The organism is Streptomyces sp. I05A-00742 (genome assembly GCF_013055795.1).
Taxonomy (GTDB): domain Bacteria; phylum Actinomycetota; class Actinomycetes; order Streptomycetales; family Streptomycetaceae; genus Streptomyces.
The window spans coordinates 298890-319933 of sequence record NZ_JABETO010000001.1; the positions used below are offsets into that span (position 1 = coordinate 298890).

A 21044-nucleotide genomic window follows, 5' to 3' on the forward strand; every position below is an offset into this window, starting at 1 on the left:
CTGTGGAACACGTTCTCGTTCGGCCCATCAAGAAGCCGCCCCCCCGTTCCCGTGCCGGCGAAGGAGTCCCCCTCCATGCCCATCGACGCAGCCAAGGCCACGGCCGCCGAGCCGCGGACCGTCCCGCTCTCCTGGGACCACAAGGACGTCCAGCTCTACCACCTCGGCATCGGCGCGGGCGTCCCCGCCACCGACCCCGCCGAGCTGCGCTACACCCTGGAGAGCGGGCTCCATGTCCTGCCCTCCTTCGCCACCGTGGCGGGCGGCGGCATGGCCCTCGCGGGCGGGCTCTCCACCCCCGGCATCGAGGTCGACCTGGCCCGCGTGCTGCACGGCGGCCACACGATCACCCTGCATCGGCCCCTTCCCGTGCGCGGCGACTCCGTCACCCAGACGTCCCGCGTCGCCGCCGTGTACGACAAGGGCAAGGCGGCCGTCATCGTGCTGCGTACGGACGTCGACGACGCGGACGGGCCGCTGTGGAGCAGCGACGCGCAGATCTACGTCCGCGGGGAGGGCGGCTTCGGCGGCGAGCGCGGCGGCGGCGCCCGGCTCGAACTGCCCGGCCGCGCACCGGACCTGACCGTGGAGCGCGCCGTCCGCGAGGACCAGGCGCTGCTCTACCGGCTGTCGGGGGACTGGAATCCCCTGCACGCCGACCCGGAGTTCGCCGCCCGCGCCGGGTTCCACCGGCCGATCCTGCACGGGCTGTGCACGTACGGCATGGCGCTCAAGGCGGTCGTGGACACCGCGCTGGAGGGACACGTCGCCCGGGTCCGCTCGTACACGACCCGCTTCTCGGGCGTCGTCTACCCGGGCGAGACGCTGCGGGTGCGGATGTGGCGGGACGCGCCCGGGCCGGGGCGGATCCAGGTGTCCGTGACGGTCGTGGAGCGGGACGGCGTGGAGGTGCTCTCCGACACGGTGGTCGAGCACGTCTGAGACCCGTCCGGGACACATCCGGGACGCGTCCGGCAGTGGCCCGCTCCGGGAACGGCGAGGCCCCGGCCGGGAGCGGGACCGTTCCGGAACCCGCACCGGCCGGGGCCGTGACGCTCGTCAGCCGGCGTCGGCGGTGCGCCGGTGCTTGCCGTGGACGGGGGTGCTGGCGTCGTCGGACGACGCCGGACCGCGGTGCCTGCCGGAGCCGGCGGATGCGGCCTGGGCGGACGCCGCCTGCAGGGGGCGCGCCTCGGTCGTGTCGGTTCGGACTTCGGACATGTCGGGAGTCACTCCGTGGGATGTGGGTGCGTGCTCTGCGCGTCGGGGGCCGCGGCGTCGGTCAACGCCCGTACCGCGCGCGGTCGTTCGGCGCACCGCGGTGCTCCGCCGGTACCACGTGCGCAACCCCCGGCCCCGAAGTCTAACGGGACCTTGATCGCGTGAGCCACCCCCCGGGGGCCGTCCGGCCGCCCGGTATGTACGGACAAGCGCGCCGCCCGTACGGGGAGGAAGAGGGGCAGGACGCCCGGACCCGGCGCCCCTACCGCGCCGCCCGTGCGTGCGGCGCCTGCTGGAGCGGCACCGGCCGGGGCGCCGGAGGTTCTCCGTTCTCCGTCATCTCGCCGGCGGCGCCGCCGAGCTCCGTCTCGTCGGGGTCCGGCAGCCGCAGCCGGGCCAGCCCGCAGGGCACGTGCGGCGTCACGTACGGCAGCCGCAGCTCCCCGTCGGCCGTCCACAGCCCGGCCCCCGCCACCCAGCCCAGGGGGCCGGGGAACTGCCGCAACTGCCGTTCCGCGGGCCGCCAGATGCCCACCGAGGTGCCCGACTCGCGGTCGACGCGGAACGCCACCGAGCACACCTCGGGGGTCAGGGTCTGGCCCGGCTGCGCGGCGAACGGCGTCACCGCCGCGCCGGACTGCCGCAGGCACTCGGGGAAGCGCACCGGCCGCGCGGACCCGAGCACGCCCCAGCCCAGCCGCTCCTCGCCGGGCGCGTCCGAGCGGACGAGGAGCAGGCCGCTGTCGGGGTCGGCGAGCACCAGGCGGTCGTTGCTCTTCTCCGCGATCTGGAGCAGCGGCGTGGTCTCCCCGCCGCGCCCGAGGTCCACGACGACGGCCTTGGTGAGCCCGTCCAGCTCGCGGTCCAGGGCGAGCAGCCGCCCGGGGCGGTCGAGCCAGGCGCCGCCCGAGCAGCGGCCCGGGACCCGGGCGAGCAGTTCGGGGCCGGACGCCGAGCCGTACACGCGCCACAGGGTGGTGGTCCGCTCGCCGTGTACCAGGGCGTACGCGGAGAGGCCGTCCGGCGCGGGCGGCAGCAGCGACAGGTACGGGCACTCGATCGCGCCGAGCGGCAGCTCTCCGGTGCCGGGTCCGGTGGGGTAGAGCAGCGACAGCGCGTACCGCTCGGCCACCCGGCGCCGGATGAGCACCCTCCCGTCGGCGAGCGGCAGCACCTCGCTGTCCGGCTCCTCGGGCTGGCTGCCGGGCAGCGGGACCGCGTACGGCTCGGGGCCGTCGAGCGTCCAGCGCTCCGGGAACCAGCCGCCCGTGGCGCGGCTGAGCGCGAGCCAGGCCGCGTAGGAACCGTCGGCCGCGATGGTGAACGCGGGGCGTCGGGAGTCCATCGGCGCGCGCCGGGGAGTGGTCTCTGGAGTGCTCTGAGGGGCACAGACCGTCATGAGAAACGTCACCTCCGGCACTGAACGTAGTTTTCGCCCTCCGTGCCCCACCCTGCGAGTGAGGGTGCTTCACGCGTAAGGGTGGAGGTTGTCCGATTCGTCGGGGGGATCTGGGGTGGGTGTGCTTGGGCCGGTCCGTCCCCGTAAAGTAAGGGTCCCCTAACCGTTGGGGCCGGGCCGTTCCCCGGCACCTCGTCGTCCCTCAGGAGGACCCGATGCCCCTCAGTCGCCGCGGCAGCGCCGCCGCAGCCCTCGCCCTCGCCGCCGCACTCTCCCTCACGGCCTGCGGCTCCGACGGCGACGGGAAGGGCAAGGACGGCGGCGCCGGGTCGAAGGACGTGGCCCAGGGCGGCAAGGACTTCGGCAAGGCCGCCGACCTCACCAAGGGCATGGGCACCGACGCCGCCCCCGGACAGTTCCCCCGCACCGTCACCCACGCGCTCGGGAAGACCGAGATCAGGACCAAGCCGAAGCGGGTCGTGGTCCTGGACGTCGGCGAGCTCGACAACGTCGTCTCGCTCGGCCTCCGGCCGGTCGGCTACGCGCCGGCCGAGGGCGGCGACGGCATCCCCGCCTACCTGAAGAAGGACGCGGGCGAGCCCAAGAGCGTCGGCACGATCAACGGTCTCAACCTGGAGGCCATCAACAACCTCCACCCCGATCTGATCATCGGCAGCAAACTCCGCGCCGAGAAGCACTACAAGGATCTCTCCAAGATCGCGCCGACCGTCTTCTCCGTCCGCCCGGGCTTCACCTGGAAGGAGAACTACCTCCTCAACGCCGCGGCCCTCGACGAGACCGCGAAGGCCAAGAAGAACCTCGCCGACTACGAGGCGAAGGCGAAGAAGCTCGGCGAGGACCTCGGCGACAAGAAGCCGACCATCACCATGCTCCGCTACATGCCGCAGTTCACCCGGCTGTACGCGGGCAAGTCGTTCATCGGCACCATCCTCAAGGACGTCGGCCTGCCCCGGCCGAAGAACCAGCAGGTGGACGAGCTCGCCGTGCAGATCGGCCCGGAGAAGATCGACCAGGCCGACGCCGACTGGATCTTCACCGGCGTCTACGGCGACCCCGACCGCACCAAGCGGAACGCCGCCGAGGACAACCCGCTGTGGAAGAAGCTCACCGCCGTCAAGGAGGGCCGCGCCCACGACGTCAAGGACGAGACCTGGTACCTCGGCCTCGGCGTCACCGCGGCGAACAGCGTCCTGGACGACCTGCGGGGCTTCCTCGTCAAGTAGCGGGCGGTCGGTGGCCCGGCGGGAAGTCGCCCGGGCGGGCGGCCGGTGGCCCGGCGGGCAGCCCCCTGGCGGGCGGCCGACGGGAGGCAGGCCGTCCGGGCCCGGGAGGCAGGTAGCCTTTCCCCGTGCCCGTACTGTCTGAAGTCATCGCCGCCCTCGACGCCCTCTGGCCCCCGGAGCGGGCCGAGCAGTGGGACGCCGTCGGTACGGTCTGCGGCGACCCCGACGCCGACATCCGCCGGGTCCTGTTCGCCGTGGACCCCGTCCAGGACGTCGTCGACGAGGCCCTGAAGCTCGGCGCCGACCTGATCGTCACCCACCACCCCCTCTACCTGCGCGGGACGACCACGGTTTCGGCCGGCACCTTCAAGGGCCGGGCCGTGCACACCCTGATCAAGAACGACATCGCGCTGCACGTCGCGCACACCAACGCCGACCGCGCCGACCCCGGCGTCTCCGACGCCCTCGCCGGCGCCCTCGACCTGCGCGTCATCGGCCCCCTCGTACCCGACCCGACCGACCCCTCCGGGCGCCGCGGGCTCGGCCGCATCTGCGAGCCCGTCGCCCCGCTGACCCTCGCCGAGTTCGGCGAGCGCTGCGCCGCCCGGCTGCCCGCCACCGCGCAGGGCGTCCGCGTCGCCGGCGACCCGAAGCGGGTGCTGCGCACGGTCGCCGTCTGCGGCGGCTCCGGCGACTCCCTCTTCGACGAGGTCCGGGCCGCGGGCGTCGACGCGTACGTCACCGCCGACCTGCGGCACCACCCCGCCTCCGAGGCGCAGCAGCACAGCCCGCTCGCGCTGGTCGACGCCGCGCACTGGGCCACCGAGTGGCCCTGGACCGAGCAGGCCGCGGCCCAGCTCGACGAGATCTCCGACCGGCACGACTGGGGCCTGCGCACCCACGTCTCGCGCCTCGTCACCGACCCCTGGACCGCCCACGCGGCGTCGTCCGCCCCGAACGATCACCAGTAAGAGGAGCCCCCAACTGAACGCCGCGCCCGCCGACCAGATCCGTCTCCTGGATCTCCAGGCCCTCGACACCCGCATCGGTCAGCTCGCCCACAAGCGCAGGACCCTGCCCGAGCACGCCGAGATCCAGGCCCTCGAAGGCGATCTCGCCCAGCACCGCGACCTCCTCGTCGCCGCGCAGACCGAGGAGAGCGACACCTCCCGCGAGCAGGCCAAGGCCGAGCAGGACGTCGACCAGGTGCGCCGGCGCGCCGCCCGCGACCAGCAGCGGCTCGACTCCGGCGCGGGGATGACCCCGAAGGACCTGGAGAACCTCCAGCACGAGGTCGCCTCCCTCGCCAAGCGCCAGGGCGATCTGGAGGACGTCGTCCTGGAGATCATGGAGCGCCGCGAGGCCGCCCAGGAGCGCGTCACCGAGCTGACCGCCCGGGTCGAGGCCGTCCAGGGCAAGGTCGACGCCGCCGCCGCGCGCCGCGAGGCCGCCGTGGCCGAGATCGACGCCGAGGTCGCCACCGCCACCAAGGAGCGCTCGATCGTCGCCGGTTCGGTCCCGGCCGATCTGCTCAAGCTCTACGACAAGCTGCGCGAGAAGGAGGGCGGCGTCGGCGCGGCCCGCCTCTACCAGCGCCGGTGCGAGGGCTGTCGCCTGGAGCTCAACATCACCGAGGTCAACGAGGTCCGCGCGGCCGCCCCGGACGCGGTGGTCCGCTGCGAGAACTGCCGCCGGATCCTGGTCCGCACCCCCGAGTCGGGGCTGTAGGCCGCGGTATGGCCCACCGCTTCGTCGTCGAGGCCGACGGCGGTTCCCGGGGCAACCCGGGGCCCGCCGGTTACGGCGCGGCCGTGCTCGACGCGGCGACCGGCGAGGTCCTCGCCGAGGCCGCCGAGTACATCGGTACCGCGACCAACAACGTCGCCGAGTACAAGGGGCTCATCGCCGGTCTCGAGGCCGCGCTGGCCCTCGACCCGGACGCGGAGATCACCGTCCGGATGGACTCCAAGCTCGTCGTCGAGCAGATGTCCGGCCGCTGGAAGATCAAGCACCCGGACATGAAGCCGCTGGCCGCCCGGGCCCGGCTGGTCTTCCCGCCCGGCCGGGTCCGCTACGAGTGGATCCCGCGCGAGCGGAACAAGCACGCCGACCGGCTCGCCAACGAGGCCATGGACGCGGGGAAGAAGGGCCTCCCGTGGGAGCCCTCCGGCCGCCCCCGGCCCAGCGTCGGGGCCGTCGACGCCCGGGTGCCGGTGGATCCGGCGCCGGTCGGGGAGAGGCCTTCAGGTACCGATGCCGATACCGATACCGATACCGGCATCGACTCCGAGCCGAAGGCCGCGCCCCTCGGCTGGGCCGCGTCCGCCGACCTCGGCGCCCCGACGACATTCGTCCTGCTGCGGCACGGCGAGACCGCGCTCACCCCGCAGAAGCGATTCTCCGGCAGCGGCGGCTCCGACCCCGAGCTCTCGCCTGCCGGCCGCCGCCAGGCCGAGGCGGTCGCCGCGGCGCTGGCCGCGCGCGGCACGATCCAGGCCGTCGTCAGCTCGCCCCTGCGCCGCTGCCGTGAGACGGCGGGCGCGGTGGCGGCCCGCCTCGGACTCGACGTCCGCGTCGAAGAGGGCCTGCGCGAGGCCGACTTCGGCGACTGGGAGGGCCTGACCTTCGCCGAGGTCCGGGAGCGGTACCCCGAGGACCTGGACGCCTGGCTCGCCTCCACCAAGGCCGCCCCCACCGGCGGCGGCGAGAGCTTCGCGGCCGTCGCCCGCCGCGTCGCCCTCGCCCGCGACCGGCTCCTCGCCCGGTACGCGGGCCGTACGGTGCTGCTGGTGTCGCATGTGACGCCGGTCAAGTCCCTGGTCCGGCTGGCGCTGGGGGCGCCGCCCGAGTCGCTGTTCCGCATGGAGCTGTCGGCGGCCTCGTTGTCGGCGGTGGCGTACTACGCGGACGGCAACACCTCGCTGCGGCTGCTGAACGACACCTCCCACCTGCGCTGACCCGGGGGAGGGGCCCGGCGCGGGGCTTGGCGCGGGGTTACAGCCAGCCCTCCTCCCAGGCGCGCCGGGCGGCCTCGTGGCGGGTGCCGGCGTCGAGCTTCGTCATGGCCGACGAGAGGTAGTTGCGCACCGTGCCGGGGGCCAGGGAGACCGACCGGGCGATGGCCCGCACGGCGTGGCCCTGCCGGGTGTGCCGCAGGACGTCGAGCTCGCGGGCGGTCAGCGGGCAGTGCCCGTCGGAGAGGGCCAGGGCGGCGATGTGCGGGTCCACGTAGAGCCCGCCGGCGTGGACGTCGCGCAGGATGCCCGGCAGCCGCGCCGCGTCGGTGGACTTCGGCACGATCCCCCGCGCCCCGGCGGCCAGCGCCCGCCGGAGCATGCCCGGCCGGACCTGCCGGGCGACCAGCACCACCCGGGCGTCATGACCGCCGAGGACGCCCCGGACGGCCTGCACCCCGTCCAGCGGCGGCAGATCCAGGTCCAGCACCGCCAGGTCAGGACGGTGGCCGGCGACCGCTTCGAGGGCGGCCGGGCCGTCGGCGGCCTCGGCGACCACGGAGAAGTCGGGCTCCCGGTCCAGCAGGGCGGCCAGCGCCCCGCGGAACAGGGCCTCGTCGTCGGCGAGCACGATCCGGATCACCGGCACCGCCGGCCTGTCGGCCGGTGCATCGGCCGGTGCGTCGGCCGGTGCGCGCGTAACCGGCGTCTTCGTACCGATCGCACGGATCGTACCGACGGGGGCAGGGCACCGCGAAATATCACGTAAGCACATGACATGTGTCCCAACCTCCCCGTGGCGGTGCACGGTTAACCGCTTACTTTTCGCACTACTGAGCGGCATCCGGACCCGCGAAGCTGTGCGGGCAGGCTCGGCGGCGGCCCCGGCCACCGCCGGACACCGACCCCAGTCAACCGGAGGTTGCCGTGCGCGACACGTCCAAGAAGCGCCATCCGAAAGCCCTGTTCGCCGCCGGCGCGCTGGCCGCGGCGGCCACCCTCACCGCGTTCGCCCCGACCGCCGGCGCGAGCACCACCGACGCCCAGGCGGGGCCGTACACCTACCGGAACGTGTCCACCGGCAAGTGTCTCGACGGCAACACCAACAGCATCTACCCGCACGACTGCAACGGCGGCAACTACCAGCGCTGGATACGCAGCGGCTCCGGCTCCTTCGAGCTGAAGAGCGTGGCCACGGGCAAGTGCCTGGACACCAACGGAAGTTCGGTCTACGCCCTGGGCTGCAACGGCGGCAACTACCAGCGCTGGACCTTCCACGGCGGCAACCCGTACCAGCTGAAGAACGTGTCGACGGGCAAGTGCCTCGACACCAACGGCTCCAGCATGTACCCGCACGACTGCAACGGCGGCAACTACCAGCGGTGGACCCAGAGATGACCCGCCCCGGGAGGGCCCGGCACGGCCGCGGCGGTGCCGGGCCCTCCCGGGCTTCGTCCCGGCGGCGCTCAGCCGCCGGCACTCCTCCCGAGGGCAGCCGGGCTTCCCAGCGGAGCCGGGCCCATGATCGCGGTCCCGACGACCGTCCTCCCCAACAGCCGCCCCGCCCGCAGCCGTTTGCGCTCGCGCTCCTCGATGTCCTGCGGCCCCTCCCCGGTCGCCGCCGTCCGCGGACACCCGGGGCAGCACCACAGATCCGGCGCGCCCGGCAGCGGCGGATCCATCGCGACCGCACAGTGCGGACACTCCACGGTCACCCCCTCCACATGACCGCACGCCCCGCACACCCAGACCGGCCCCTCCGTGTCCTGCCGCCGCCACGCCGTCCCCCGGCACCGGGCACACCCCGTGGTGACGATCCCCGCCCGGTCCATGATCGGAGGCTCCGGCGTGGTGTCGGCGTACGCGATGAGCCGCGCCCTCACCTCGTCATCCGTCGTATTGGCCATCCGGAGCAGGTGTGCGACGCGCGAGCGTGCCTCGTCAGCGAATTCGTTCATGGCGGGGGCAGGTTATCGCCGCCCCCGCCCAATGATCACGAACGCCCGGCGCCGGGTTGACGCCCCCTTGACACGCGCGCGAGTCGCGGAGCCCGCCGCACCGCCGGACTCAGGCCACGCGCGACGCGCTCTGGATCACCACAGGCTCCACCGGAACGTCCTGGTGGTGCCCCTTGGACCCCGTCCGCACACCCCTGATCGCGTCGACGGCCTCCGCGCCCTCGACGACCTCCCCGAACACCGCGTAGCCCCAGCCCTGCGGCGTCGGAGAGCTGTGGTTCAGGAAATCGTTGTCCACGGTGTTGATGAAGAACTGCGCGGTCGCCGAGTGCGGGTCGTTCGTACGGGCCATGGCCACACTGCCGCGCACGTTCTGCAGACCGTTGTTCGCCTCGTTCTCGATCGGCGCCCCGACCGGCTTCTGCCGCATGTCGGCCGTGAAGCCGCCACCCTGGATCATGAAGCCCGGGATCACCCGATGGAAGACCGTGCCGTTGTAGTGGCCGGCATCGACGTACTTCAGAAAGTTCTCGACAGTATTCGGCGCCTTCTCCTCGTTGAGCGCCAGCACGATGTCGCCATGGCTCGTGCTGAGCCGGACCTTGGTCATGAGATTCCCACTCTGTCGGTCGAAACGCCCTGCCGGGCGCCTGGTCAAAAGTGATCAAAAGTCTGGCACAGCCCGCCCCGGTCCCCGACGGCGGCGTGCCCGCACGGGCAGGGAAGCCTCCGGCCGGGGCGCTATCCGCAGTCCCCCAGGATCGGACCCGAGTCGACGGGTGAGTACGTGGCGTACAGCAGGAAGAGCTCAATCGGAATCGTCAGCACACCCGGCCACACGCCGATGTACGCCACGAGTCCCAGCTTTGTCCCCGCGAGCCGGATTCCGTGCTGCCGCCGCATCCGCCTGGCGAGCAGCACGCAGACAACGACCGCGGACATACCGAGGACCGGACCCGCCCACGCGGCGGCATGCTCCGTCTTCGGAAAAGGCAGGTGCCGGCATGCCGCCTGCTGCCGGTCGACCCAGTCGCTGTCGATGCTCTGCACCTGCCACGAGGCGACCACGCCGGCAACGGTCGCGAACGGCACCCACAGTGCGGCGATCAGGGTGCCGGGCGTGAGGGGGAGCCCAGGCCTGGTATGGCCTGCCGGGGGAGACGTCGAGGGAGCCATCAGTACCAATCCGGGTGGGGGCGGACGATGTGGATGCGCTGCTCACCGTGGTTTCTGGTCGCGACGTGCTCCCGGGCCTCCAGGCTGACGTTCTTCCACGAACTGGTGTGCTGAGTCAGCTTGATGTCGCCGTCGGGGGTCACGGAGGTGACGACGGCGGCATGGTAGGTCTCGCCCGTGGGCTCGCCTCCGGGGTCGTCGGCCACCTGCTCGTAGAAGATGATGTCGCCAGGGCGTGCTTCCGGCCTCGGCACCTCTTCGCCGCCGTTGCGCGTGAGGAAGTTCTGCAGGCCCTGGGCCGATGCCCAGGAACGGGAGTGGTACGCCCGCTGGTCCCACCAGTCGAACCCTGTGCCGCTCTCCCGGCCCCAGGTGTTGTCACCGTGGGGCCCCCACATGGAGTCGAACTTCTTCTCCATACCGCCGGCATCGAGAGCGGACGACACGAAGTTGGCGCAGTTGTTCTTGAACTTGAGGTCGTCGGCCCTGTCCCAGTGGTCCAGCGCGTAGCGCACCATCTCGACGCGGTCGATCTTGCCGTCGGCGCCCCGGAGCTCCCGTCCGACCGCGGGCGGCAGTCCCTTGAGGTCGGCGATGGTCACCGGGTCCGCCAGCATCAGCGCCTTGTGCTGCGCCGGCGTCAGCCCGTCCCACCACTCGCGGACGAGGTGCGGGTCCTTCCCGACGGGTATGGCGCCCCTCAGCATGTCGATTTCGAGGTGGGCGGTCTCGGTCAGGATGTCGTTGTGCGCCACGCCGGTGTTCGAGACGTCGATCTTCGTCGCCAGCCTGTCCAGCTCGGCGGACGCCTTCGCGTCAGCCTGTGCGGCCTGCCGCAGCGCCTCTTCGATCAAGCCGTTGACCTCGGATATGTGCTCCTGTTCCTTCTTGTAGTCGTCGCGTACGCGCTGCGGGACGCCGGGTCCCGTGGGCGCGACCCTGTACGCGCCCACCGCTCGGCCGTCGTGCATCTCCAGCCCGTACCCGGCCGCCAGCTCCACCGCGTGGAACAGCGTGCGCTGGGCCCACTCCATCGTCGAGGCCAGCCCGTCGATGACCATGGCGGCGCCCTTGATGATGTCGCCGCCGGCCTCCAGACGGTCGGCCAGGTCCTCCAGGCGCCTGCCCGCCTTCTTGCCCGTGGCGTCCGTCCAGTGCTCGTCGAGCGGCTTCTTGCCCTGCTCGCGCATGTCGTCCGCGGCGGTGGACGAACGCTGCGAGAGGGCGATCCAGTCGTCGGCCGCCTTCTTCCACTGATCGACATGGCAGCTGTGCAGGTCGTGATACGAGACCACGGGTCACTTCCCCCCGAAGTCGTCGAGGCCGTGCCGGAGCCTCCGCATGGCCTCCCGGGCCTGCTTGTCCGTGGCGTCGTAGTCATTCGCCGCCCCATGGAGGTTCCCCGCCATGCTGTCCATCTGCTCGGCCAGGTCGACCATGTGCTTCTCCCACGCGGCCGCACAGCGCTTCAGAGCACCTGCCGAGGCCCAGCCGTGATCGTTTCCTGCCACCTTCTCGCTGGAGTCGAGCGACTTGCCCAGGTCCTCCACCGCCTTCTCGGCAGCGGACCGGGTCCCGTTCCCTCCCCGGCGTACCTGGTGCGTCTCTATGTCAACGTCCATGCCCTGACCCCCAATCAGCTTGATCACCTTAATCGAGCTGCGGGCCTTGCGGTCGGCCGGCCGTCGCCCTACAACACCGACTCAGGAATGCAGCGGTGGTCCACCCATGACCGAGCTGCTACCTCCATGGCCCTGCGCCACGCCTCACCGGGGTGCCGGTCGGCGATGGCACGATGCATACGCAGATCGGCCACGGCGAACGCGTCGATCGCATGCGGGTCCGCGTTCGTCCACGCGGTACAGCGTGCCGCCCACCCTTCGGCGGACTCGGGGCTGTGGCCGGCGGAGATCAGTTGCACGACGAAACAGGCCGGGTCGATGAAGCCGGGCCCACACGTGGGCCACGACCAGTCGATCATCCACGAACCGGCTTCTCCTACCGTCAGGTTGGACGGGTTGATGTCGGTGTGCAGCAGGGCGTCGCCGCGGAGAAGTGCCAGCTCGTCGTCGCTGCTCACGTAGGCGTCCCACCGGTCTTCCCGCCAGTCCCGTGCGACGTCGGGCAGCTCCAGGCTCGCCGCCCGGTTGAGGAGGTCGACGGCGATGGGGAGATCCGGTGAGCCCGGCTCGAAGTCGAGGCCGCGCTCCTCGACGGCCTCGAAGCCGAGGATGATCCACCCGGCGTCGTCTCCGTCAACGCTCCACAGCAGCCGGGGCGAGAGAGGTTGCACGTAGGGGTTGATTGCCCGTTCCCGGAGGATGGAGTCCTTCCGCCCCCCGGGGTTGTTGAACATCGCCTTGACGAAGAACCGCCCCTTCTCGCTGTCGATGACCGCGGAGAAGTCGGAACCGAACCCCCGGGCCGGAAGCCGAACGTGGGTGACGTTGCCGGTGTACGGCAGGATCAAGTGTCTGAAGTGGCCGTCGGGCAGGTCATCCACGGCGGGTCTCCTCGGATACGTCAGTTCTTGGGCCTGCATTCGGTGCCCGGTGTCCCCGGACGGCACGAGTCGTTCGGGCTGCATCTCGGGTCGCATGGGTTCTTCGGGACGCAGTCAGGGGTACACGGCTGGTTCTGCCCCTGATCGTTGTCCTTGTCCTTCTTCCCCCAGTCGGCTCGGAGGGAGTCAACGGCCTTGGACAAGGCGGGGCCGCTCAGGATAGAGGCCAACGAGGCATCGTGGACGTTGCCGACACTCATCCAGGTGGAGAAGACGCATGGCGCGACGTTGCCGTCCGGGTCGATCACAGCTCTGCCGTCGCCACATCCGCCGCACAGGCCGGACGCTTTCGGCTGCTGGTTGTCGGAGGCTCGTCCGAACTCCCGGATGTGGTCGGTTCCGACCCGACTGACGCCGATCGACTCAAGGTCGGCCTTCGCTGCCTCGATGCGCTGCTCGTTGTCTCCGACGATGCCGACTCGGATCGGGATGCCGAGTTCGAGCGCCTTGACGATGTTGGCGCGTGTCCTGGCGTGACTCGGACGACGGGTGACCTCGTCGTGCTCCGAAGCCTTGTTTGAGTAGTACGACGTTGCGAGCGAGACTCCCTTGCGTTGGAACAGGGTCCAGCACTGTGGCGAGATGTGGACGAGGTTGCTGTAGACCTCGACGCCCAGGCCGGTGGCCAGCGCGCGGTCGACCAGCTCTGCGAAGTGCGGGTGCATGGTCGGCTCACCGCCGATGAACTGAACGTCGCTGATGCCGCAGGCGGCGGCCTGATCCAGGACGTCGGTCCAGTCCTCGCGCGACATGGCGCCATGGGTGCCCTTCGGCCCCGACTCGTTGTAGCAATGAGTGCATGAGAGCTGACACGTCCGTGTCAGGTCCAGCCAGAGGAATTGAGTGGTGGTCTGCTCGGCGGGTAACGCGGTGGCCATGTACTTGCCCTTTCACTCGTCGCGGGTCCTCTTGCGCTTGCCGCCCCGGGCCACATCAGGTCCCGGGGCGGCTCGTTCGTACGTTGAGGCGGGACCGCGGGCGGGCACGGGTGGTCCCCCACCGGAGCTTCCCGGCCTCGATGAACCGGGCCAGGTCCTCGTGAGTGCGGCCGGTGGGGGTCGGCTCGAACGAGAGGGTCAGGCGGACGGGGCCGCCGGCGGCGACGTGCTTCCGCCACGCCTGCCCGGTGCCGGGAATCCGCAGCTCCCACCAGTCGTCGCCGTAGTCGAGACGGGCGATGCCGTGGTGCAGGGATATCCGCGATCCGATGTAGCGGGGTTCTTCCTCGATTGGGCTGAGGTCCAGGCAGGCGGACAGGGCTCGCATGCCGGCCTTGATCCACTCGACGGTTTCGCCGGCCCGCCGGGGTGGGGTGTGGGTCATCAGAAGCTGGGCGACGGGGCCGGTGTCGGCCTGGTGGATTCCGTGGCTGAAGGTGACGCCGGCGAGGAAGCCGAGGCTTGGCGTGGTCTTGGTCGTCACTGCGGCCTCACTTCTGCCCACACGACCTTCCCGAACGGCCTGTCGGCGATCCCCCATGTAGCAAGGGCGTCGACGATGTAGAGGCCACGGCCTCGGCATCGCTCGTCGCTCTCGGGTCTCAACCGGGGCTCACGGCGCACGGTGTCGTGTACCTGGATACGGGTGCGGGCGTCGGTGGTGTCGACGACGACCCGCAGGCGGTCACCGGGCTCGCTGCCGTAACGGACGGAGTTGGTCACCAGCTCGGACACAACGAGCGCAACAGTGAACAGATATTCGGCATCGGGGTCGGTGACGGTGTATTTGACGACATCCCGAGCGTAAGCGCGTGCCAGGGCGGGCGCCTGCTCGGTTGCGGCCAGGGTGAGGTGCGGCGGCGGGCCGGCGGATGCCGGAGCAGGGCACGCCGGCACAGAGGCGTTCACCGCTCAGGCCCCCGCGCCCGTTCGCGATGTTGAATCAAGTGCTCGAACTGCACATGGTGGGACAGCATTTCGACTCCGATCGTGTTCGCTCACCGTGTGTTCCTCTCCCTACGGCCTTGGGGGCGGGTGATCTTCCGGACCGGCGACGATGAGAGGCGCGTTCACGGTCTTTGGCGGGTGGTCCTTGAAGATCAGCACCCGAACCGTGCGCCGACCTGCGCATATCACTCGCGCGTCGCCACGCGCCCCGCGCGGCTTCGAAGACCGGGTTGCCCAGGGCAGCCCATGAGGCAGCGCTTGGCGGCGTGCCGCAGATGGTCAGGAGAGTCCTGAGTCACAGTGAACAGACTGGACCGGTAAACCGGTCCAGTCAAGTCAAACGTCTTGCCCCATCGGGTAGTTGTCCACCCGCTCCCACAGGTCGCAAGGAGTCACGCCTTCCTCGCACACCAGTGCCCAGCCTGCTTCGTCATAGGCGATGTGCAAGTCGATTGCGACCGCGAGCGGCTGTTCGCGCCCGAACTGCGCGGCCTCGTCCGTGGTGGCAAGGCGGACCGTTGTGATGTCCGTGCCCTTTGCCGGCCGCCGCCCGGTTTCGCGGGCGACATAGTTGGTGGTGCCCTCGATGATCGGCCCCTTCTGCGACAGGCGCGGGCACCGGTCGGCGATGCCTGGCGGGAACCAGGCGCACACGAGTGACAGGGGCGTCCCGTCGTCCATGAGGACGAACCGGTCCCTTCTCAACGCCTGTTCATCGGGTTGCAGGCCGAGGGCGTCACGGATCTGTTCCGGAGGGGTCTCCCTGCTCGGCGATCCCAACCTGCGGAACGGACGGCCGCCGGTCACCCGCGTGGAGTTCGCGCGCCTCCTGCCTGCCGGCCGGGCCAAGGGAACATCTGTCACCCGGCATCCCAGGCCCTGGCGTGCGACGACCACGCCGTCTGCCCTGAGCATGTCCAGTGCCTTGTTGACCGTCGCACGCGACACGCCCCACTGTTCGCACAGGTCGCGACCGGACGGGAGAAGGTCACCGGGCCTGAACTCCCCATCGGTGATGCGTTGACGCAAGGAGTCGGCGATCTGTTCGTATTTCAAGGCTGGCATCGTCCACCACTCCGATCTCTGGACAGGTTGACCGGTCAAGGGACAGCATGCTCCACATGGCTCTTCCGCCCGCAGTCGCCCCTGAGATCATCGCCTTCTACACCGATGGGTTCGACGAGGCAACACGGTTGACCTCGTCTGCCGACGGCGCGTTGGAACTCGTGCGAACCCAAGAGCTGCTGCGCCGCCACCTGCCGCCGGCTCCCGCAAGAGTGCTGGATGTCGGCGGTGGCCCCGGGATTCACGCGCAGTGGCTGTCCGCCGACGGTTACGAGGTCCACCTGATCGACCCGGTTCCCCGCCATGTCACGACCGCGCAGGCGGCAGGCTGCAAAGCGATGCTCGGTGACGCGCGGCAACTCGAAGCGCTCAGCGACTCTTTCGACGTCGTTCTTCTTCTCGGCCCCCTGTACCACCTGCTTGATGAGAAGGACAGGCTTCAGGCGTTGTCGGAGGCCCGACGGGTCCTGAAGCCCGCTGGCGTCCTCGCTGCCGCAGCGATCAGCCGGTACGCCTCATTGTTCGAACACACCGCGACGACTCTGCTCGACCACGAACGTGTGCACGACGCTGTCAAAGACATCCTCGTCACCGGACGGCACGACCCGGGCCGTAAGGGCTTCACCGCCGCGTACTTTCACACGGCAGAAGGATTGGCGGCCGAACTCGCCGTTGCCGGGTTCGACGAAGTGAAGGTATACGGCATCGAGGGGCCGACCTGGTCTCTGCTGAAGGCCACCGAGCAGCACACCGGTAACCGGCTGACTGAATCCCCGATGTTCCGGGCAGCGTTGGCGGCAGCACGGTTGGCGGAGGCGCACCCGGACCTCCTGGCTGCCAGTTCACACATGTTGGCGGTCGGGCAGCCCTAGATACGACGATGCGGCCCTCCCTCCCGGTGGTTCGTGGCACGAGGGTCCAAGGCGTCCAGCCGAGTCTCGTGGTACATCAATTGCCGGTCGATTTGGTCGCTGCGCTGGGCGAGGAGATGGGGGCGCAGCCATGTGGGCAGAAGGGCCTGTGCGCCGGGCCGTGACGAACGTCGAACACCGGCCCGTGGACGCTGACGTTCAAGGACGCGTCCACTTCGAAGATCGCCATGGCCGAGTGCAACCGTCGCCCCTGACCCTCTGCGTTCAGCCTTCGCCGTCGCCGCACCATCGCCACACGACGGTCGGAAAAGGGCCGGAACGGCCATGATCACCCAGGAATGACGAGGCGGGTGGATCAACAGCAAAAGGCCCCCTGATCTGCGATTTCGCAGTTCAGGGGGCTTGTCGCCGGATGACCGACGGACGAGTCGGCCTGTACGCCGGGTTCTGTCTCCCAGGGTCCTTGCGGGCCCGGGGGAGGCGGCCATCCATCTAGGCCCGCCGTTGCCGGCGGGCTCGTGCGGTCTACCCGCGGACTCGGGCGGGCAGCCCTCGGTCGTCCGCGCAGGGTCGCCGGTGAAGGCGGCCCCTCTTGACCTTGCTCCGGGTGGGGTTTACCTAGCCGCCTGGGTCACCCCAGGCGCTGGTGGTCTCTTACACCACCGTTTCACCCTTACCGGGAATCCGAAGATCCCCGGCGGTCTGTTTTCTGTGGCACTGTCCCGCGGGTCACCCCGGGTGGGCGTTACCCACCACCCTGCCGTGTGGAGCCCGGACGTTCCTCGGGGGATCCGAAGATCCCACGCGGCCGCCCGGCCGGCTCGTCCGCCGTGCTGACCATGGTACCGGGCGGTGGGACGGGGGTTATGCCGGGGCGAACCAGACCTTGTCGCGGCCGGGGTTCGCCTCGATCAGGCGGACGCGGAGGCGGTGGCCGAGGGGGAGCGGGGGGCCGTCGCCGTCGCCCTCGACGTGGCCGACGACGGCGGGCTCGTAGAGGTGGACGGTGCCGGCGGTGGGGCGGGACGCGACGACGTCGACGACGTAGGCGTCGAAGACCTCGCCGATGCGGTCGCGGAGCAGGGCCGCCTCGACCAGGTCGACGGACTCGCGCTCCGCCTCGGCGGCCCGGCGGGTGCCGGTGGCCATCTCGGCGGGGAGGGCGTCGAGGGCGGTCCGCACCCACTCGGGAGGGGCGGCGCCGGTGACCGCGGCGAGGCAGAGTTCGAGGGTGTAGCGGTCGACGAGGCGGCGCAGCGGGGCCGTGCAGTGGGCGTAGGGGGCGGCGACGGCGGCGTGGACGGGGTCGGCGGGCGGCGGGCGCTCGGCGGGGCGCTCCCGGTCGAAGACGGTGTAGCCGGCGCCGCGCAGCAGGGTGGTGCACTCCTGGAGGAACGCCGCGTGCTGCGGGTGGCCGGGGTCCAGGGCGCGCAGGACGACGGCGTACGACATGTCGTCCGGCCAGTTCACGCCCAGCGCGCGGGCCACCCGGCGCAGGGCGGCGACCGCGCCTCCGGGGGCGGCGGGCAGGGTCCGGAGGACGCCGGTGCCGGCGGTCAGCATCAGCTCGGCGGCGGCCATGCCGGTCAGCAGGGAGATCTGCGCGTTCCAGCCCTCGGCGGGGGCCGGTGTGCGGTACTCCAGGACGTAGCGGCCGTCCTGCCGGACGATCTCCTGCTCGGGTACGTCCAGCGAGACGCCGCCCCGCCGCCGCTCCAGCTCCTGCCGGAGCAGGCCCGTCTCCCGGAGCAGGACCAGGGGCTCGTCGGCGGTGCCGGTGTCGAGGGCCCGCTGCACGCCCGCGTAGTCCAGACGGGCGCGGCTGCGCACGAGGGCGCGGCGCAGGTCCGTACGGACGACGGACCCGTCCGCGTCGAGGTCGAACTCCCACAGCAGGGCCGGCCGGTCGTGGTCCGGGAGCAGGCTCGCCGCGTTCTCGGAGAGGGCGGCGGGGTGGAGGGGGACGCGGGTGTCCGGGTAGTAGACGGTCACGGCGCGCCGGTGCGCCTCCGCGTCGAGGGCCCCGCCGGGGGCGACGAAGGCGGCGACGTCGGCGATGGCGTAGTGCAGCCGGTAGCCGCCGCCCTTCCCGCGGCGGGCCAGGTGCATCGCCTGGTCCAGGTCCTTCGCCCCGGGCGGGTCGACGGTGAACAGGGGGAGCGCCGTCGCGTCGTACACCGGCACGCGGGGCCGCCGCCGCGCGGCACGGTCCGCCTCCGCCCGGACGTCCGCGGGGAAGCCGGTGGGGGCGTGCGTCCGCTCGCGCAGCTCGCGCAGGGCTCTCTGCAGCGGGGCGCGGTCCTCGTCCGTCACCCGCATCTTGCGGCGGGGCATGATCCGAGCGTATGGGCGGCCGGGGCGGGCGGCGCGGTGGGTGTGGCGTACGGCGTTAGGCTCGCCGGGGCGGGCCGCGCCCGCGGCCGCACCGCCGAATGACCTGTGGCCCGACCTGTGACATGTCCTGTGACGTGACCTGTGAGAACGAGGAGACCGACCGTGCTCGTGCTGTTGCCGCCGTCCGAGGGGAAGGCCACCGGCGGGACCGGGGGACCGGTGGACACGGGCGCCCTGTCCCTCCCGGGGCTCGCCGCCGCGCGGGAGGCGGTGCTCGACGAGCTCGTGGAGCTGTGCGCGGGCGACGAGGAGAAGGCGGCGGAGGTCCTGGGCCTGAGCCACGGGCTGCGCGGGGAGGTCGCGAAGAACGCGGGCCTGCGGACGGCGGGCACCCGGCCCGCCGCGGAGGTCTACACCGGCGTCCTCTACGACGCCCTCGGCCCGGCCACGCTGCCGCCCCCGGCCCGGCGCGCCGCCGAGCGGTCGCTGCTGGTCTTCTCCGGGCTGTGGGGCGCGGTGGGCGTCGGCGACGCCATCCCCTCCTACCGCTGCTCGATGGGGGTCAAGCTGCCCGGCCTGGGCGCTCTCGGCGCCTTCTGGCGCGGCCCGATGGCCGAGGCGCTGCCCGCGGCGGCGGGGGACGGGCCGGTGCTGGACCTGCGCTCGGCGGCCTACGCGACGGCCTGGAAGCCCAAGGGCGAGCTCGCGGAGCGGACGGCGACGGTCCGGGTGCTCCAGTCGAAGACGGTGGGCGGGGTCGAGAAGCGGTCCGTGGTCAGCCACTTCAACAAGGCGACGAAGGGCCGTCTGGTACGGGACCTGCTCACGTCCGGCGTCGAGCCCGGCGGGCCCGCGGAGCTGGCCGAGGCCCTGCGGGACCTGGGGTACGTGGTCGAGGGCGGGGCGCCGGCGAAGGGCGGGCGGCCGTGGGCACTGGACGTGGTGGTGACGGAGCTCTGACGGCGGGGGCCGTCCGGAGGGGATGCCCGGGCGGCCCGTCCGTCCCTCTGCCGCCCCACCGCTCGGGCGACGGGACCGGAACCGCCCACGGCGGAACCCCGCGCCGCCCGCCGCCGGTGGACGGAATGCCGGGTTTCCGTGGACGGATCGCCAACGACAGCCCCGTCACCGGGATGCGACCGTCGATCCGTACACATCCACGGGGAGGCGGCTCCATGCGGAACGGATGGAACGGACGGAACGGAAGGGTGCGGGCGGCGCACGCCCTGCGTGCGACGGCGGTGGTCACGGCGGTCGTGGCGGCGGGCGCGCCGTCCGTCGCGTTCGCGGACGGGGGGCGGGTGAGCCCGCCGGGCATCGTGAGCGGTGAGGGGGGTCTCCAGGGGGTCCGGCCGGTCGGGGCGCCCGGAGTGGCCTCGGGTGCCCAAGTGGACGCGTTTGTCGGGCACTTGAGGAGCGTCACCGGCCTGGAACCGGCCCAGCGGCCCACCGTCGAGAAGTACACGCGGATCGGCGACTCCCTCACGGTCGCGCTCCAGGGGAAGGGACGGGCGTACGGGCTGAACGTGACACGGGAGACGGTCGACGGTGACGTCCCGGTGTCCGTGCTCTCCTCTCCCGGGGACGAGACGCGCCTGACCGGCCTGCCGAAGGGCGGCCGGCTGATGACGGCCGTGGGCAAGGACGGCGTACGGGTGACCACGCTCACCGCCGGGGGGCGGCTGACCTCGTGGGAGGCGCCGCGGAGCGCCGCCGGGAAGCCGTACGCCGTCGAGGAGTTGACGAAGTGGGCGACGGACGTCGCCGCGCGGACGCCGGGCGGGGTCGCCGTCTCCGCGTCCACGCCCACCTCCATGGGAGCCGGCGAGACCGGCGTCGCGGCCAAGGCCGCCAAGCCGCGCTGCCGGTTGATCCAGCCGGCGCCGATCATCCACGGGCAGCGGGTCACGGCCGACGTCGCGATGCTGTGCAACCGGCGTGGCAAGGGGAACTTCGCGACGGCGTTGCGGCAGTACCGCGGCGGCGGCCTGTGGAAGACGGTGGACGTCCGGGGCTACACGAACGAGCAGGGCGACTCCTTCCCCGTCATCCTGCGCTTCTCGTGCAGCCACCACCGGGTCGCGCGGGAGTACCGCAGCGTCGTCACCAACGCCTCGCTGCGGGTGAGCGGCGGTGCCTGGTGGGGTACGCACGGCGTCTGGTCGCGGCCGCAGTACATCCACTGCCGGTAAGCAGGGCGGGGAGGAGAAGCAGGCGGTCGCCGAAAGCCGGCCGGGAGGGCATGGGGGCCTTTCCGGCCGGCTTCCGCATGGTGCGCAGAACTGTTCTCGTATCACCCGAACGGAGTATCAACTTCCGTCCTCACCCGTTCGGGTCATACTCCCGCTCCGTCAACCGGAGTATCCAGGGGG

Annotated in this window: 23 protein-coding genes and 1 other RNA gene; 9 read left to right on the plus strand and 15 right to left on the minus strand. The window is 71.7% G+C overall.

All coding sequences use genetic code 11. The features are described from left to right. Positions 1 to 75: 75 nt before the first annotated feature. Positions 76 to 942: a MaoC/PaaZ C-terminal domain-containing protein gene (locus tag HN013_RS01440; RefSeq protein ID WP_171161993.1), complete on the plus strand. Its 867-nt coding sequence runs from the start codon at positions 76 to 78 to the stop codon at positions 940 to 942. A gap of 117 nt (positions 943 to 1059) precedes the next feature. On the opposite strand, the gene HN013_RS01445 is transcribed toward HN013_RS01440, so the two are convergent. Both HN013_RS01445 and HN013_RS01450 read right to left on the minus strand, forming a co-directional pair. After that, complete coding sequence (locus tag HN013_RS01445) at positions 1060 to 1221, minus strand: hypothetical protein (protein WP_171161995.1); 162 nt, start codon at positions 1219 to 1221, stop codon at positions 1060 to 1062. Positions 1222 to 1483: 262 nt separating this feature from the next. Beyond that, positions 1484 to 2566 carry a hypothetical protein gene (locus tag HN013_RS01450; protein ID WP_171161997.1) on the minus strand — a complete coding sequence of 361 codons (1083 nt, stop codon included), beginning with the start codon at positions 2564 to 2566 and terminating at the stop codon, positions 1484 to 1486. Between the two features lie 269 nt (positions 2567 to 2835). Here HN013_RS01450 and HN013_RS01455 point away from each other — a divergent pair, with 269 nt between their 5' ends. The 4 genes from HN013_RS01455 to HN013_RS01470 all read left to right on the plus strand — a co-directional run bounded on the left by HN013_RS01455 (position 2836) and on the right by HN013_RS01470 (position 6821). After that, positions 2836 to 3864 (plus strand): ABC transporter substrate-binding protein, encoded by a 1029-nt coding sequence (locus HN013_RS01455; RefSeq protein ID WP_171161999.1) that lies wholly within the window; start codon positions 2836 to 2838, stop codon positions 3862 to 3864. A gap of 125 nt (positions 3865 to 3989) precedes the next feature. Continuing rightward, positions 3990 to 4835, plus strand: coding sequence for a Nif3-like dinuclear metal center hexameric protein (locus tag HN013_RS01460; protein ID WP_171162001.1), 846 nt, complete (start codon positions 3990 to 3992; stop codon positions 4833 to 4835). A gap of 13 nt (positions 4836 to 4848) precedes the next feature. Next, positions 4849 to 5592 carry a zinc ribbon domain-containing protein gene (locus tag HN013_RS33840; protein ID WP_171162254.1) on the plus strand — a complete coding sequence of 248 codons (744 nt, stop codon included), beginning with the start codon at positions 4849 to 4851 and terminating at the stop codon, positions 5590 to 5592. An 8-nt stretch (positions 5593 to 5600) separates the two neighbouring features. Then, positions 5601 to 6821 (plus strand): bifunctional RNase H/acid phosphatase, encoded by a 1221-nt coding sequence (locus HN013_RS01470; protein WP_171162003.1) that lies wholly within the window; start codon positions 5601 to 5603, stop codon positions 6819 to 6821. Positions 6822 to 6858: 37 nt separating this feature from the next. On the opposite strand, the gene HN013_RS01475 is transcribed toward HN013_RS01470, so the two are convergent. Then, positions 6859 to 7461: a response regulator transcription factor gene (locus HN013_RS01475; RefSeq protein ID WP_171162256.1), complete on the minus strand. Its 603-nt coding sequence runs from the start codon at positions 7459 to 7461 to the stop codon at positions 6859 to 6861. Positions 7462 to 7745: 284 nt separating this feature from the next. On the opposite strand from HN013_RS01475, the gene HN013_RS01480 reads away from it, so the two are divergent. Continuing rightward, the gene (locus HN013_RS01480; protein WP_212763794.1) at positions 7746 to 8216 is read left to right on the plus strand and encodes an RICIN domain-containing protein; all 471 of its coding nucleotides are present in this window, start codon (positions 7746 to 7748) and stop codon (positions 8214 to 8216) included. A 68-nt stretch (positions 8217 to 8284) separates the two neighbouring features. On the opposite strand, the gene HN013_RS32590 is transcribed toward HN013_RS01480, so the two are convergent. The 10 genes from HN013_RS32590 to HN013_RS01530 form a co-directional block, all read right to left on the minus strand. Then, positions 8285 to 8776 (minus strand): hypothetical protein, encoded by a 492-nt coding sequence (locus HN013_RS32590; protein WP_249374637.1) that lies wholly within the window; start codon positions 8774 to 8776, stop codon positions 8285 to 8287. Between the two features lie 109 nt (positions 8777 to 8885). Further along, positions 8886 to 9386 (minus strand): peptidylprolyl isomerase, encoded by a 501-nt coding sequence (locus HN013_RS01490; RefSeq protein ID WP_171162005.1) that lies wholly within the window; start codon positions 9384 to 9386, stop codon positions 8886 to 8888. Positions 9387 to 9517: 131 nt separating this feature from the next. Continuing rightward, complete coding sequence (locus HN013_RS01495; RefSeq protein WP_171162007.1) at positions 9518 to 9844, minus strand: hypothetical protein; 327 nt, start codon at positions 9842 to 9844, stop codon at positions 9518 to 9520. A 107-nt stretch (positions 9845 to 9951) separates the two neighbouring features. Then, complete coding sequence (locus HN013_RS33845) at positions 9952 to 11247, minus strand: amidase domain-containing protein (protein ID WP_171162009.1); 1296 nt, start codon at positions 11245 to 11247, stop codon at positions 9952 to 9954. A 3-nt stretch (positions 11248 to 11250) separates the two neighbouring features. After that, complete coding sequence (locus HN013_RS01505; RefSeq protein ID WP_171162011.1) at positions 11251 to 11574, minus strand: hypothetical protein; 324 nt, start codon at positions 11572 to 11574, stop codon at positions 11251 to 11253. Positions 11575 to 11642: 68 nt separating this feature from the next. Continuing rightward, the gene (locus HN013_RS01510) at positions 11643 to 12455 is read right to left on the minus strand and encodes a protein kinase (RefSeq protein WP_171162013.1); all 813 of its coding nucleotides are present in this window, start codon (positions 12453 to 12455) and stop codon (positions 11643 to 11645) included. Between the two features lie 20 nt (positions 12456 to 12475). After that, positions 12476 to 13393, minus strand: a complete 918-nt coding sequence (locus tag HN013_RS01515) for a radical SAM protein (RefSeq protein ID WP_171162015.1) — start codon at positions 13391 to 13393, stop codon at positions 12476 to 12478. Positions 13394 to 13448: 55 nt separating this feature from the next. Then, complete coding sequence (locus tag HN013_RS01520; RefSeq protein WP_171162017.1) at positions 13449 to 13937, minus strand: hypothetical protein; 489 nt, start codon at positions 13935 to 13937, stop codon at positions 13449 to 13451. After that, the gene (locus tag HN013_RS01525) at positions 13934 to 14362 is read right to left on the minus strand and encodes an ATP-binding protein (protein ID WP_171162019.1); all 429 of its coding nucleotides are present in this window, start codon (positions 14360 to 14362) and stop codon (positions 13934 to 13936) included. Before HN013_RS01525 ends, HN013_RS01520 begins: the two co-directional genes overlap by 4 nt. A gap of 375 nt (positions 14363 to 14737) precedes the next feature. Next, entirely contained in the window at positions 14738 to 15466 is a 729-nt protein-coding gene (locus HN013_RS01530; RefSeq protein ID WP_171162021.1) for a GntR family transcriptional regulator, read from the minus strand. A gap of 56 nt (positions 15467 to 15522) precedes the next feature. Between HN013_RS01530 and HN013_RS01535 the strand changes: the two genes are divergently transcribed. Further along, positions 15523 to 16338 (plus strand): bifunctional 2-polyprenyl-6-hydroxyphenol methylase/3-demethylubiquinol 3-O-methyltransferase UbiG, encoded by an 816-nt coding sequence (locus HN013_RS01535; RefSeq protein WP_171162023.1) that lies wholly within the window; start codon positions 15523 to 15525, stop codon positions 16336 to 16338. Positions 16339 to 16758: 420 nt separating this feature from the next. Here HN013_RS01535 and rnpB read toward each other — a convergent pair. Continuing rightward, positions 16759 to 17162: RNase P RNA component class A (rnpB, locus tag HN013_RS01540), an RNA gene on the minus strand. 40 nt (positions 17163 to 17202) lie between these two features. Then, the gene (locus HN013_RS01545) at positions 17203 to 18672 is read right to left on the minus strand and encodes an RNB domain-containing ribonuclease (protein ID WP_171162025.1); all 1470 of its coding nucleotides are present in this window, start codon (positions 18670 to 18672) and stop codon (positions 17203 to 17205) included. A 162-nt stretch (positions 18673 to 18834) separates the two neighbouring features. Between HN013_RS01545 and yaaA the strand changes: the two genes are divergently transcribed. Both yaaA and HN013_RS01555 read left to right on the plus strand, forming a co-directional pair. After that, complete coding sequence (yaaA, locus tag HN013_RS01550) at positions 18835 to 19632, plus strand: peroxide stress protein YaaA (RefSeq protein ID WP_171162027.1); 798 nt, start codon at positions 18835 to 18837, stop codon at positions 19630 to 19632. Positions 19633 to 19847: 215 nt separating this feature from the next. Then, positions 19848 to 20864 carry a hypothetical protein gene (locus HN013_RS01555; RefSeq protein WP_171162029.1) on the plus strand — a complete coding sequence of 339 codons (1017 nt, stop codon included), beginning with the start codon at positions 19848 to 19850 and terminating at the stop codon, positions 20862 to 20864. Positions 20865 to 21044: the final 180 nt, after the last annotated feature.